12 protein-coding genes are annotated in these 14005 nt (G+C 63.3%); all 12 read right to left on the bottom strand.

The window, feature by feature from the left end:
• Window positions 1–1353 precede the first annotated feature (1353 nt).
• A complete protein-coding gene (locus OH491_RS20410) occupies window positions 1354–1923 on the bottom strand; it encodes an iron-sulfur cluster assembly protein (RefSeq protein ID WP_068772676.1) in 570 nt (189 codons plus the stop codon).
• Window positions 1924–2100: 177 nt separating this feature from the next.
• Window positions 2101–3426 carry a Fe-S cluster assembly protein SufD gene (sufD, locus tag OH491_RS20415; protein ID WP_068772675.1) on the bottom strand — a complete coding sequence of 442 codons (1326 nt, stop codon included), beginning with the start codon at window positions 3424–3426 and terminating at the stop codon, window positions 2101–2103.
• Between the two features lie 125 nt (window positions 3427–3551).
• Window positions 3552–4991 carry a Fe-S cluster assembly protein SufB gene (gene sufB, locus OH491_RS20420; RefSeq protein ID WP_068772674.1) on the bottom strand — a complete coding sequence of 480 codons (1440 nt, stop codon included), beginning with the start codon at window positions 4989–4991 and terminating at the stop codon, window positions 3552–3554.
• A 74-nt stretch (window positions 4992–5065) separates the two neighbouring features.
• A complete protein-coding gene (gene sufC, locus OH491_RS20425; protein WP_068772673.1) occupies window positions 5066–5836 on the bottom strand; it encodes a Fe-S cluster assembly ATPase SufC in 771 nt (256 codons plus the stop codon).
• A 57-nt stretch (window positions 5837–5893) separates the two neighbouring features.
• Complete coding sequence (locus tag OH491_RS20430; RefSeq protein ID WP_068772672.1) at window positions 5894–6325, bottom strand: Fur family transcriptional regulator; 432 nt, start codon at window positions 6323–6325, stop codon at window positions 5894–5896.
• Between the two features lie 359 nt (window positions 6326–6684).
• Window positions 6685–8130 (bottom strand): PQQ-dependent sugar dehydrogenase, encoded by a 1446-nt coding sequence (locus tag OH491_RS20435; RefSeq protein WP_068772705.1) that lies wholly within the window; start codon window positions 8128–8130, stop codon window positions 6685–6687.
• A 133-nt stretch (window positions 8131–8263) separates the two neighbouring features.
• Window positions 8264–8815 (bottom strand): hypothetical protein, encoded by a 552-nt coding sequence (locus tag OH491_RS20440; RefSeq protein ID WP_068772671.1) that lies wholly within the window; start codon window positions 8813–8815, stop codon window positions 8264–8266.
• Between the two features lie 181 nt (window positions 8816–8996).
• Window positions 8997–9278 (bottom strand): hypothetical protein, encoded by a 282-nt coding sequence (locus OH491_RS20445; protein WP_068772670.1) that lies wholly within the window; start codon window positions 9276–9278, stop codon window positions 8997–8999.
• Window positions 9279–9320: 42 nt separating this feature from the next.
• The gene (locus tag OH491_RS20450; RefSeq protein WP_068772669.1) at window positions 9321–9677 is read right to left on the bottom strand and encodes a DUF3325 family protein; all 357 of its coding nucleotides are present in this window, start codon (window positions 9675–9677) and stop codon (window positions 9321–9323) included.
• A gap of 49 nt (window positions 9678–9726) precedes the next feature.
• Window positions 9727–11316, bottom strand: a complete 1590-nt coding sequence (locus OH491_RS20455; RefSeq protein ID WP_068772668.1) for a PepSY-associated TM helix domain-containing protein — start codon at window positions 11314–11316, stop codon at window positions 9727–9729.
• Window positions 11313–11690, bottom strand: coding sequence for a DUF3649 domain-containing protein (locus OH491_RS20460; protein ID WP_068772667.1), 378 nt, complete (start codon window positions 11688–11690; stop codon window positions 11313–11315). Before OH491_RS20460 ends, OH491_RS20455 begins: the two co-directional genes overlap by 4 nt.
• A 33-nt stretch (window positions 11691–11723) precedes the next feature.
• Window positions 11724–13895 carry a TonB-dependent siderophore receptor gene (locus OH491_RS20465; protein ID WP_068772666.1) on the bottom strand — a complete coding sequence of 724 codons (2172 nt, stop codon included), beginning with the start codon at window positions 13893–13895 and terminating at the stop codon, window positions 11724–11726.
• Window positions 13896–14005: the final 110 nt, after the last annotated feature.

Below are 14005 nucleotides of genomic sequence, written 5' to 3' on the forward strand. Positions count from 1 at the left end.
GGCCGGTGGCGCGGATGGTTCCACTCCGGGCCGTTGAAGCCTGTCCGGGCACCGGCACTGTATCACGGACGGGATGCCTGTGCCGTTTCGTCCGGGCGTAATCCCCTAAGAAAAAACTTTCTTGGCTAATGCCAGTATTACGATTTGAGAGTTTTATGCAAAGCTTAGTCATGTGTATGAATTTCATTTTCAGCTACTTATGCTTTAATCCGTTATTTTTCACAGACATGCGATACGCAGGCGGCAGGTTGCGTGAGGGCGGCAAAGCGGAATTTTATGGAAAGTAGAGGAGTGTATTCAGAAAATAAAATTTTTACAATAATAATTTAAAAAAGCATGACTGCTTTTCATGTGAGGATGCAGAAACAAGAAGACTGGATCACAAACGGCATGGCCATTTGTCGGCATGGCATAAACCCATTCATAATGTTCTATCCACGGCTTCACGGCATGGTTTCCTTTACCCCGGCAGGTGCGACTCATGCATGGTTCGGGCATGGTCGCTCAAATCGCGTCGGTGACAGTCGGCTTCCATGCCAAAGACCCTCTTTTCTCTTATCTCATCGTCAAGTCATGTTCGTGGCGGTGTTGCTTGGCGACGGTTTTTGATTCCTGTAAAATTTACTTTTATTTGTAAATAATAAATCATCTGCATGAACGTTCCTATCAGGTTTGAATCTTGGTAAATTGGTGTTTCATTGGCGTTGGATTTGGAAAAATCTGCCGCCACGTTTGCACAAGTCTGGTTTTCAGTCGTGCATTGATTGGATGGCTTTGCGCATCGCAGACATGTGCGGCGTCACCTCCCCAGCATTTTTGATCCCCTGAGGTACCTCGAAAACTCCCGTGCGGGGTAGGCCGGCTCGGGGGTAGGAGCATGGAGGCGAGGACATTCAACTGCCATCATGCGGCATGAACAAAATGGGCGCGTTTCAAGTGAGCACAAGGCAAAGCCCTGAATTGCGAAAGTTGAAAAATAACAAGCCCTGAAAGGACGTCCCGGGCTCGCATGGGACGCGCCTTTGGCGCTAAAATCCCACGCCATTTGTGACATATTGAACGGAAATGACCTACTAAATTTCCGAATCCTTTGCAGATTTATCAGGGTAGGGCGAGGCGTCCCCGCCGAGCCGCGGGACGCAACGGCTCGGCGGGGACGCCTCGCCCTACCTGAAATATCAATTTCGTTCGGGAATGGTGTTATATGAATCGTGGCCGGCGGATTTGCATGTGCGTGTTTATATAAATGATTACAAGGACAGAAGCGTCTGGCCGCTGCCGCCGAGATCGGGAACAGCGCTGCGCTACTCGTCCGCGCGTCACCGTTACGGGGCCGCGCCAGTGGCTTCGGGCTCAGATCAGGCCGAGCTTCATTTTGCCTTCCTCGCTGATCATCGACTGGTTCCACGGCGGCTCCCAGGTGATTTTCACGTCGGCGTCGCTGACGCCGGGAACGAGAAGGATTTTGTTTTTGGCGTCCTCGGCAATCGCCGGGCCCATGCCGCAGCCGGGGGCGGTCAGCGTGATGGTGACATCGACTTTGTAGGCGGGAGCGGCGTCCGGGGCCGAGCCGGGGGCGGGCGGGAGTTTATCCACGTCCATGGTATAGACGAGGCCGAGGTCCACGATGTTTACCGGGATTTCGGGATCATAGACTTTTTTGAGCTGATCCCAGATTGCCTCGGGGTTGGGCGCGCCGTCCTCGAGCGTGGCGGTGTGGACGGTGTCGTCGCGCACGGTTTCGCCGAGGGCGTCGCCGTCCCTGGCGTCGATGCGATAGAGGCCGAAGTCGGTCTGCACGGTGTAGCTGCCGCCGAGCGTCTGGTGCAGATAGATGCGCGTGCCGGCGGTCAAAAGCTGTTTGTCCCCGCTGGGAATTTGCGTGGCGGTGATGTCACGGGTGAGGTTGCGGTCTTTGGACATGGTGGAAATCAAGAATGAAGGGAGACTCTAAAAATCCATTTTTGAACAGAAGGAAACAAAGGGAGCGAAGAAGACCCTCGATCAGGAGTTGTTTGTTAAAACCAAGTCGGGAAGGAGGGGGCGGCAAGCATTCTTTGTTCTCTTTGTTGCCTTCTGTTCAATTTTTTAGAAGTCGGCTCAAGCTTTTTTGAATTTCGTCTGGATGAGCGCGCCGAGGATGGCGTGGAGTTCCTCGTTTTCGAGCTTGTTCAGAACCTCCTCGAAGAAGCCGGCGACCAGAAGTTCGTGGGCGTTTTTGGGATCTATGCCCCGGGACTGGAGATAAAATTCCTGCTCGGCGGGGATGCGGGCGCTGGTCGCGCCGTGCGTGCAGCGGACATCGTTGGCCTGGATCTCCAGGCCGGGGAGGCTGTGGGCCTCGGCCTCGTCGCTGAGCATGAGGTTGCGGTTGGATTGGTAGGCGTCGGTTTTCTGCGCGTCGGGCTCGACGATGATGAGGCCGGAGAAGATCGTCTTCGCGGTGTCGAGGAGCGCGTTTTTATAGAGGAGATTCGAACTGGTGTTGGGCGCCTGGTGGGTCTGGAGGGTGCGCTGGTCGAATTGCTGCGCGGCGGTGGCGACGGTGAGGGCGAGCATTTCGGAGTGCGCCCCGGGGCCTTGGAGCCGGGAGTGCGACTCGTGGCGCGCCTGGCGTCCGCCGAGGTGGATGTTGAGCGAGAGGATGCGGGCGTCGCGCTGGGCGACGATGGAGTTGGTCTGGAAGGCGAGGGTGTCGGATGACCAGGTTTGCGCGCCGATGTAGGCGAGCTGCGCGCCGGGGCCGGCATGGAGGTCGTTGACGCCGGAGGCGAACTGGCGGGCGCCGGGTTCGGCTCCGGCGAAGTATTCGACGAGGGTGGCGCGGGCGTTGTCCCCGAGGATGACGAGGGTGTGCGGGAAGACGGCGGCGCCGGGGCCGGTGACGGCGTGCTCGACGAGGAAAGGCGCGGGGATGTCGATGTTTTTCGGGATGTAGAGGAGCGCGCCGCTGGTGGCGAGGGCGGTGTTGAGGGCGGTGAATTTCTCGCTGCCGAGCGCAACCTCGTGTTTCTGGAGGTGGGAGCGGATGAGGTCGGGATGCCTGGCGATGGCCTCCTCAAGGGGGCAGAAAATGACGCCTTTCGCGGCGAGGTCGGCGGGGAGCGAGACGCGGCGGGCGAGGTGGTTGTTGACGAAGGAGATTTCGGCGGCGCGGGTAAACTGCGGGAGGGAGGGGAGCGCGCCGGCGGCGGCCGACGCGGACGGGAGCGCGAGGGTGTAGCCGTCGAGGGAGAGCGCGGCGGTGTCGGAGAAGCGCCAGCGTTCGTCGGTGCGCGCGGGCATCGGGTAGGCGAGGAACTGGTTCCAGGCGGCCTGCTTGGCGTCGAGCCACCATTTCGGGAGGCTGCTGCGCGAGGCGAGGTGGCCGGCGAAGTCGAAGGACGCGGCGTCGTTGGCGGTGAGTGGTTCGGCGGAGACGGACATGGTGGAATGCGGAATTCGGATTGCGGATTGCGGAATGGCGCGGGCGTGAGGCGGTGGCACGCGGGTGTGGTGCGGGAGGCGGTTGCGCGACGGGCTTCGCAAGCGAAGCCCCTACGTCGGGCGCGTCAGCCGACGCTGCCTTCCATTTCGAGTTCGATGAGGCGCTTGAGTTCGACGGAGTATTCCATGGGGAACTGGCTCGCGAGGTCGTTGATGAAGCCGTTCACCGCGAGGCTCATGGCCTGGGCCTCGGTGAGGCCGCGTTGCTGCATGTAGAAGATCATGTCCTCGCTGACTTTCGACACGCTGGCCTCGTGCTGGGTGGCGTGCTTGTCGCCGCGCACGGAGATGGCGGGATAGGTGTCGGTGCGGGAGTTGGTGTTGATGAGCAGGGCGTCGCACTCGGTGTTGTTTTTGCAGCCCTTGAGGTGTTTCGGAATATGGACCTGCCCGCGATAGGTGGCGCGGCCCTGGCCGACAGAGATGGATTTGGACACGATGGTCGAGGTGGTCTCGTCGGCGGCGTGGATCATCTTCGCGCCGGTGTCCTGATGCTGCCCGTCGTTGGCGAGGGCGATGGAGATGACCTCGCCGCGGGCCTTGCGGCCTTTGAGGACGACGCCGGGATATTTCATGGTGAGGCGGCTGCCGATGTTGCAGTCGATCCATTTGATCTCGGCCTCCTCGAGCGCGAGCCCGCGCTTGGTGACGAGGTTGTAGACATTGGGCGCCCAGTTCTGGACGGTGATGTATTGGATTTTCGCGCCCTTGAGGGCGACGAGTTCGACGACGGCGGAGTGGAGCGTGGAGGTGCTGAATTTCGGCGCGGTGCAGCCTTCCATGTAGGTGACCTCGGAGCCTTCGTCGCAGATGATGAGGGTGCGCTCGAACTGGCCGAAGTTCTCGGCGTTGATGCGGAAGTAGGCTTGCAGCGGCTGCGCGACTTTCACGCCGGGCGGGACGTAGATGAAGGAGCCGCCGGAGAAGACGGCGCTGTTGAGCGCGGAGAATTTGTTGTCGCCGGTGGGGATGACCTTGCCGAACCATTTGCGGAAGATCTCGGGGTGCTCGCGGAGCGCCTCGGTCGAGTTCATGAAAATCACGCCTTGTTTGGCGACGATGTCCTTGATGTTCGAGTAGGCGGCCTCGCTGTCGAACTGCGCCTCTACGCCGGCGAGGAACTTGCGCTCCTGCTCGGGGATGCCGAGGCGCTCGAAGGTCTTTTTGATGTCCGCGGGGACTTCGTCCCAGGTGCGCTTGGGTTTCTGGCCCTGAGCGAGGTAATAGCGGATTTTGTCGAAGTTTATGTTTTCAAGGTCCTTGGTCGCCCAGTGCGTGGGGAGCGGCTTGGAGAGGAAGGTTTTCAGCGCGTGCAGGCGGAAGTCGAGGAGCCACGACGCCTCTTTTTTCACGCTGCTGATGTAGCGCACCGTTTGCTCGCTGAGGCCGGAGCCGGCATCGTAGTCATATTTCACGTCGTAGGTGAAATCGCCGAGGGATTGGTCGATGCCGACCGCGGGATTGTCCAGGGTGTCGGGTGTGTCGGTTTGTGGAAGTGATTGCATGGCGAATGCGGATGGACCGGATGAGGCTGATGGGACGGATGGGAACGGATGGCGGCGGAAAAAAGGGAGGCGGATCAGGCGGACGCGGCGGCCAGCTCTTGTTTGATCCAGTCGTAGCCCTTGGCCTCGAGTTCGAGGGCGAGGTCTTTGTCGCCGCTTTTCACGATGCGCCCGTCATACATGACGTGCACGTAATCGGGGATGATGTGGTTGAGGAGGCGCTGGTAGTGGGTGATGAGGAGAACGCCGAGATTGGGGCCGCGGAGCTGGTTGACGCCTTCGGCGACGATCTTGAGGGCGTCGATGTCGAGGCCGGAGTCGGTCTCGTCCATGAGGGCGAAGGCGGGTTCGAGCATGGCCATCTGGAGGATCTCGCAGCGTTTTTTCTCGCCGCCGGAGAAACCCTCGTTGACCGCGCGGGAGGTGAATTTGCGGTCGATCTTGAGCATGTCCATTTTCGAATAGAGGCGTTTGTAGTAGGCGGTGGCGTCGAGGTCCTCGCCTTCGGAGAGACGAGCCTGGAGGGCGGCGCGGAGGAAGTTGGCGATGGAGACGCCGGGGACTTCGCTGGGATATTGGAAGGCGAGGAAGATGCCGGCGCGGGCGCGTTCGTCGGGTTCCATTTCGAGGATGGAACGGCCGTCGAGAAGGACATCGCCGCCGGTGATGGCGTAGTCGGGGTGGCCGGCAACGGCCTTGGAGAGGGTGGATTTGCCGGTGCCGTTGGGACCCATGATGGCGTGGACTTCGCCCGATTTGATCGTGAGGGTGACGCCGTTCACGATGGGTTTGTCCTGACTGTCGGCGAGGGCGACGTAGAGATCGCGGATTTCGAGGATGTGCATAGGTGGGAAAGTTTAAGTTGGAAGTTTAAGTTGAAGCCGGAGGGACGGAGGGCGGGGTCAGTTGTCGTCGCGTGCGGCGTGGCCGCGGAAGGTGATGTCGATGGCGTCGGCCTTGTAACCGGGCGGGAGGATTTTTTTCAGGGCGACGAGCAGTTCGTCGGGGAGATCCACGTCGTGGGTGGCCCCGGTTTCCTTGTCGTGAAAATGAGCGTGGGGATGGAGGTTGGGGCAGTAGCGGGTGGGGGCGCGGTCGAAGTTGACGGCGCGGACAAGGTCGCAGTCGATGAGGGTTTCGAGGCAGTTGTAAACGGTGGCGAGAGAGATGGAGGGCATCTCGGATTTCACGCGGGCGAAGACTTCGTCGGCGGTGGGATGGTCGCGGCGGGCAAGGATTGTCTGATAGACCAGCTCCCGCTGCGGGGTGGCGCGCAGCCCGCTGTCAGCGAGTTTGTGCGCGAGGCTGTCGGAGTGGTGATGGGCGGTGGACATTGGCGACGTGGTTGCGTGGATGGGACAGGTAGATTGGAGTGGGACTGAATTTCAAGTAGAAATTGGAATAATTCTAAGTTAAGAGTAATTTTTACTTTTGCCTATCACGTTTTTCTTTCTGGAAGGGGAAGGGGAAATGACAACGCCTCTTATTTGCAAGATGTTGCAGGGAAGTATATTGAGGCCTGTTCTTCCCGCGCTTTCCCGATGCGGCTCCAATTACACCATTTACAGTCGAAAATCACACTTCAGGTAGGGCGAGGCGTCCCGCCGAGCCGTGTGAACCGCTCGCGGCTCGGCGGGACGCCTCGCCCTACCATTAATGGCTTCCATAGTGTGATTTTCATTCGCAAATGGTATTACTCGTCCGCCGGGATGAGGCGGACGATGCGGCTGGGTTCGCCGGGAAGTTCGAGCGAGACATAGAGGAGGCCGTCGGGGCCGGTGGCGATATCGCGAATGCGTCCCAGGTTTTTGAAGACAATTTCTTCGTTCGCGATCTTGTCGCCATCGATGACGAAGCGCACGAGTTGCTGGCCGGCCAGCGAGCCGAGGAAAAGATTGTTTTTCCAGCGCGGGAATTTGTCGCCCGTGTAGAAATGCAGCGGACTGGTGGCGATCGAGGGCGTCCAGTGACGCACGGGCTGCTCCATGCCTTCCTTCGCGGTGAACGCGGAGACCGGCGTGCCGTTGTAGTTCATGCCGTAGGTGATGACCGGCCAGCCGTAGTTGGCGCCGGGGCGAATGAGGTTGAGCTCGTCGCCACCGCGCGGGCCGTGCTCGGTCTCCCACAAACCGCCTCCGGCGGGATCGCGCGCGAGGCCCTGCGGGTTGCGGTGACCGTAGCTCCAGATGGACGGCCACGCGCCGGGGGTCTTCACAAACGGGTTGTCCGGGGGAATCGAACCATCGTCGAACACGCGGTGGACTTTTCCGTTGGGGAGCGAGAGGTCCTGCGCCTGTCCCATCGCGCCGCGTTCGCCGACGGAGAAAAACAGGTAACCTCCGTCGAAAAGCAGGCGGCTGCCGAAGTGGATGCCGCGGCTGGTGTAGGCCGGTTTCGGCGCGGAGAAAATTGTCTGCTCGTCGGCCCAGCGCCCGTCGCGGATGCGGCCGCGCACGATTTTGGTCATGGCGGTGTCGTTTTCGCCGGGATCGCTGAGGGTGAGGTAAACCCAGCCGTTGCGGGCGTAATCGGGGTGCAGCGCCACGTCCATGAGGCCGCCCTCGTCGCGCACCCACACGCGGGGGATGCCGGTGATTTCGACCGGGGCGCCGCCTTTTTCCACGACGAACAGCTTGCCCGCGCGCTCGGTGAAAATCAGGCGGCCGTCGGGCAGGAAATCGATGCCCCACGGCACGTCGAGCCCTTCGAGGACCGATTCGACGCGCCAGGCGTGCTCCGCGCTTTTTTGCACGTCTGCGGGCAGCGCAGTCGAGCGGCGGGGGATGGGCATGCCGGCATGCATGGCGTTTTCGCGGATGAGCACGACAAGCCCGCGAACCTCGGCGGCGTTGAGCGCGTCGCCGAAGGCCGGCATGCCGGAGAGCGGCAACCCGTCGCGAATGACGGCGGCGATGCCTTCATCGGAGCCGTCGATGTATTTCCAATGCGTGTCGAGGAGCGACTCGGTTTTGCTGCCGCGCATGTCCTCGCCGTGGCAGGTGGCGCAGAGTTGCTGGTAGTTTTTGCGCGCATCGCCGCCGAGGCGGGGCGGCGGTGTTTGCTGCGCAAAGGCGGGAAAAACAGACGAAAGAAAAAGCGAGCAGGCGGGGACGATGGTGAAAAATGGGATGGCTCGCATGGTTGGCATCGGGAACATAATCTGCCCCGCCGACCCGATTTGCGCCAATGCGTTGCCGCATTACGCGCGCATTGACGTTTTTTTAGAAGGCCGCCGCAAGGGGGCCGCATGCCGTCGCCGCGCGGCCCACCGGTCAGCGTGGGATCTGGCCGCCCTGCTGTTGCTGCTGGGCGGCGGCTTCGCGGGCCGCGCGGCGGCGGGCGACCTCGGCGCGGATGGCTTCGAGGCGTTTGGCGTCGTCCCCGGTGGTGACGCGTTGCGGCGGGCGGGCGCCGGGTTGCTGCGGCGCGGCGGCGGGCGCGGGCGCCGCCGCGATGACGTTGCCCGCGCCGAATTTCGCCTCCTTGAGACCGAGGGTCTGGCGTTTGCCTTCGTAATCGACGATCACGGCCTGCATCGCGGAGTCATAGGAGAGGATTTTGTAGGGCGCGTCTTTTTCGCCGATGCGCACCCAGGCGCCTTGTTGCTTGGTGGGTTCGTAGATGGCGAAACGCAGCCCTTCCGCGTCGGCCACGAGCCCGCGAAATTCGATGGGCGTGGACTCGGTGGGTTTTTGGGTCGCGGGAGTGCTGCCGCCGGGCGGGAGAAAGGGGGACTCGGTCGAAACACCCGCGGCAAGCAACGCGCCGCCGGACAGGATCGATGCGAGGAGGAGACGTGCGGTGAGCGATGCGGCGGGGGACATGGCAAAACGGGAAAACTCGGGAAAGCCGGGCAGGGCGGGGCGGGGGCGTCGGGCGTGGTTTTAAAGGTGGGAGAGGCAGGTGGAAAATGGCGTTCTTTATTCTTTCCTCTTTCTTTCGGTTCGTTCCTGACGAAAGAGGAAAGAGAAAGAATAAAGAGGAAAGATAAACGGGAATGAATCGTCAGGGCATCACGCTGCCGGACACGGGATTTGGTTTTTGGGCGATGGTGGTGTAGGCGAAGCGTTGCTTGAATTCCTCGGTCGCGATGCGGCGGGCTTCGCGGGCATCGGCGGCCTGGCCGGCGGCTTGCAGGTCGCTCATGCGCTTGGCGATCCAGCGTTGCTTGAATTTCTCCTCCATGTCGGTGGCGAGGGTGCTGCTCGGCTTGGGTTTGCTGGAGCAGCCGGTGCCCGCGGTGAAGAGGACAAAGGGAACAAGAAGGAGGAAAAAGAGGCGTCTCATGGGTGAGTTTGAGACGAGCTAATACTGTCCTTGGTTCCCATGTCAAAGGGCGTTTGCCGCGAAAACCCAGCCGACGGCGGCAACCGGCGGCGCGGCGCAGAGGAAAAACGGGACGGTGCGCGGCGCATAGGTGAGGAGAAGCGTGGTCGCGAGCCCGGCGGAAGACAGGGCGGCCAAGGCCCAGACCAGCCCAAGCGCGAGACCGTGGGCGAGGGTGGCGCTCAGGACCGCAAGGGCGAGGAACAGCCATCCGGCGATGCGGAGGACGAGGCGGCGCCGGGCGATCCGCGGGTTTGCCCGCGGGAAGCGCGGAAAGGCGGCGTGGTGATGCGCGGCCATGGCGAGGGCGAGCGCGTTGGTGGCGGCGAAGGCAAGGGAGAGAAAAACGAGCGTGAGCATGGCACGAGCGGCGCTGATGGGTGGATTTTAAAATATGCAGCCTAACGGGCTACACGGGTCGGGGTGGCGCCGGTGGCGCGCCGGCGGCGGTTTGATGCGCGTAGGCGGAGGCGACGCCGGGCTTGGGCGGGCGCGGGCGGCCGGCTTTGCGGGCGGCGACGACGAGCATGAGACCGACGAAAACGATCACGGCATGGAAACCGAGGTAGGTGGAATCGCCGCGCGCGAAGGCGGCCTTCAGCCACGGACCGGCGCAGAGGTCGAGGAAGGGAAGCGCGAGATAGAGCGCGGCGCCGAGCCAGAGTTGTTCGCGCCAGGCGCGCATGACCGGCCGGACGAGCGGGTGCAGCAGCATGACGGCCCATGCGATGAGGAAGCAACGCTCCTCGATGTCGGCGCGCGCCTCCAGGCCGGACGGCAGGAGGCGGTTGGCCCAGAAAAAGACGGCGACGGCGACCGGCAGGCCGGCGATGGCGGCGATGTTGAGCCGCTCGACGAGGCCGTGGCCGAAGGAGAGGCGTTTGCCGGCCTTCTGCTGCGGGCGGCGTTTCACGGTCCAGAGCACCAGCCCGGTGGCGACGAGTGCGCTGCCCATGGCGCCCATGAGGAAGAACAGCCAGCGCAAAACCGGGCCGGCAAAATGCGCGAGGTGCAGCCCGTAGAGCGTGCCGTGGATGGCGGCGGCCGGACCGGCGCGGGTCTCCTCGCCGGGAAGGAGTTCGCCGGTGACGGCGTTGAAGCGGAGTTGCTCGCGGTGCGTGGTGGAGATGTGTTCGCCGTCGGCGCGGATGAGCGTGGCCGTGGCCTTGCCGGTGCCGCGGCCGGAGAAACTGAGGCGCTGGAGCGTGCTCCCGTCCCGACCCCAGCGGCGGGCCGCTTCATCAAGCATGGGGCCGACGGGCGCGGTGGCGATCCAAGGCTTGGCCTCGGCTTTCCCGCCGGCGCCTTGCGGCGCGGCTCGGCGCGGGGGCGGACGGGAGCCGTCGGAAAGCGCGCGGTCGCCCCACGGCATATACATATACATGAAAATCACGAGGGCGGAATAACTGATCATCAGGTAGAACGGCAGGGCGAGGACGGCGGAGACATTGTGGAAGTCGAGCCAGGTGCGGAGCGAGCCGAGGCCGTTGCGGAAGGTGAAAAAATCCTTGAAGAAACGGCGATGGGCCACGATGCCGCTGATGAGCGCGACAAACATGAACATCGCCGCGACGCCCGCGAGGTAGCGGCCCCAAGGGTGCGGCAGCATGAATTGGAAATGGAAACGGTAAAAAAATTCGCCGCCGCGGGTGTCGCGTGCGGTGAGCTTTTCGCCGGTGTGCGGGTCGAGGGTTTCGGTTCCGAAGCGGCGCTGGCCGGGTTCGCGCCAGAAGATCACGGTGGAAGGGTCGCGCGCGTCGGGGAGGTTGATGAACCAGCTGTCGGAGTCGGCGGCGACGGTTTCGAGCCGCGCGACGGCGGCCCGGGCGGTGTCGATGGGGCTGGCGCCGCCGCGCAACTCGGGTTGCATCCAGCGGGTGATCTCGTGCCGGAAATAGGTCGCCGTGCCGGTGACGAAAACGGCAAAAAGAATCCAGCCGATCAGCAGGCCCGACCAGGTGTGCAGCCACGTGAGCGAGAGGCGGAAGGAGTTTTTCATGGCGTGGCTGCGGGCGGAACGCCGGTGACCGCGACGGCGGCGCCGGGCTGGAGAAGCCAGAGGGCGAGCCCGAGAAGCGCGGCGGCGATGACAAGGCCGAGCCAGGCGCGCCGGGCGGTGCGGGTGGCGAACACCCAGACGACCGCCGCCGCATAGACGAGGAACGCGGGCATGGTGGCGAATTTCACCGCCTCGTCCTTCGGCAGCGAGCGCAGGGCGAGGGCGAGCGTCGCGGTGAAGAGCGCGGCGACGGCGTAGCCGCCGGCGACGGCCGCGAGCGCGCGCGAGGCGACGGCGAGCCGCGCGCGGAGCGGGACGCGCGGGCGCCCGCGAAGGACGGGCCGGGTGGCGGTGCCGGTTTCGTTCGTATTCAATTGTTTGATACGGCAGGGCCGCGCGGAGGCGCGTCAGTAGTTCCAGCGGAGGGAAAGGATGACGTTGCGCGGCTCGCCGTAGTTCGGGTAGTCGATGGTGGCCCAGTAGGTTTTGTCAAAGAGGTTGCGCACGGTGAGCGTGGCGCTGACGCGGTCGCTGAGGCGGAGGTTGAGGTTCACATTGACCAGGGCATAGCCGTCCTCGGTGACGGTCACGGCGCCGAGCGTGGGATGCGGGATGTTGTAGCCGGTGGTCTTGCTCTGCCAGTTGACCGCGCCGCCGACAGTGAGGGCCTTGAACGCGCCGGGGAGCCGGTATTGCGTGGAGAGGCGCACGAGGTGGTCGGGGAGATTCACGTAGATGAGGTCGAGGGCGTGGCGCTTGGTGTCCGCGTAGGTGTAGCCGACGTGGGCGGTCCAGCCGGACATGAGCTGGCCGGAAAGCTCGGCCTCGAAACCGCGGGTGCGCGTGCCGTTCACACCGATGTAGGCGGAGCCGCCGTCGGGCAGCGTGCCTTCGGGCACGCTGCTGTCGCGCACGGCGTAGTTGTCCTGCCGGGACTCGAAGAGCGCGGCGGAGGCGTGGAGGCGACCGCCAAAGAACTCGGCTTTCACGCCGCCCTCGATGTTTTTGCCGACGATGGGTTCGAGCAGGTTGTCGTTTTTGTCGCGGTAGTTTTGCGGGCGGAAGATGTCGGTGTAGCTGGCGTAAATGGCCCAGACAGGGTTGAGCTCGTAAACGATGCCGGCGTAGGGCGTGAGTTCGTTGGAAACTTCATACGCGCCGGTCGTGCCGGTGTAGGCGCCGGCGGTGTCGTAGCGGTCGGTGCCGGTTTTCCACTGGCTGAGGCGCAGGCCGCCGATGAGCGAGAGCGGATCGAGGAGGCGGAAACGCAGCGAGGCGTAGAGGCCGGTCTGTCGGGTGGTGGCGACGGTGCGCGCGCCGGTCCTGGCGTAGGCGGGCGCGGGGATGTCGCCGTCGTAGGTCCAGAGATTCGGGATGTCGTAGGTCCAGCCGGAGACGGAGGAGAGCGCGGGGGTGCGGCGTTCGAGTTCGTTGTAATTCCAGCCGGCGACAAATTCGTGCTCGCGGCCGAGGAGCGGGAAGCGGCCGTTGAGGTAAACGTCGATCACGTCGCGCGTGTCCTCGGCCTCGCCGATGCCGGCGCGCAGATACGTGCCGGCGCCGGTGGCGAGATTCGGGAAGCCGGTGGCGTAAACCCGCACGCTTTGCACGTCGCCCTCGGTGCGGTTGTAGGCGGCCTTCAGGCTCCAGCCCTCGGCGATGCGCTGGTCAACGGTGACGAAGAGCGTGTCGGCATCGCGCTGCCAGAGGCACCAGTTGGCGGCGAAGTTAAGCGAGCGCGGGAGCCTGGCCAGCGAGCCGTCGTCGGCGAAACGCGGGATGGTGCCCCACGTGGTGCGCTTGGGATTGTTGTCCTGCCGCTGCCAGCCGGCGGCGAGCAGCGTGGTGGAGGTGACGTCGGCTTCGAGCACGCCGTAGAAAACGGCTTTGTCCTCGGTGAAGCGGTCGAGGAAATAGTCGCGGTCGGTGTAGGCGCCGACCACACGGGCGCGGACGCGGCCGCCCGCAAGCAGCGGAACGGAAACATCGCCCTCGATGCGCCGGTAATCCCACGAGCCGAGCGTGCCGGCGACGGAGGCGGCGAAGGTTTTGCCGGGGCGCTTGCGCTGCATGTTGACCGTGGCGGACGGATAACCCGCGCCGCTGAGCAGGCCGTTCGCGCCGCGCACGATCTCGACGCGTTCGTAGAGCGCGATGTCGTATTCGAGATTGGTGGAGTCGCTGAACGTGGTGAGGCCGTCCACCTGGAAATCGTTCACCGCGAAGCCGCGCGCGAAGTAGAGCGGGCGGCCGCTGTCGTAGAACGTGACGTTGATGCCGGTGGTGTTTTGCAGGGTGTCGTTGAGGCTGAAAAACGACTCGGTGTCGATGCGCGTGCGATCCACGACGCTGATGGATTGCGGGGTTTGGTGGATGGAAATGGGCAGCTTTGTCGTGACGGTGACGGCGGCGAGCTGGCGGTCGGCGACAGTGAGCGCGTCGAGGCGGTAGATGTCGTCGTCCGTCCCCTCGTCCGCGGTCTGGGCGGCCAGCGTGGCGGCGAACGAGACGACCGCGGCGAGCGCGGGCAGGAATTTGCGCGATAGGCGTGATGGATTTCTCCAAGGCGATACGTTCATAGGGAAGGGCGAGTATCCCAAATCGCATTTGTAAAAATCCACCTGTTGCGGGCATATTTTTACCTGCCGGCGGTCATGATCGATAAACCGGACAACAAGTGAAAGCCCCC

Source organism: Termitidicoccus mucosus (assembly GCF_038725785.1).
In the GTDB taxonomy this organism is placed as follows: Bacteria; Verrucomicrobiota; Verrucomicrobiia; order Opitutales; family Opitutaceae; genus Termitidicoccus; species Termitidicoccus mucosus.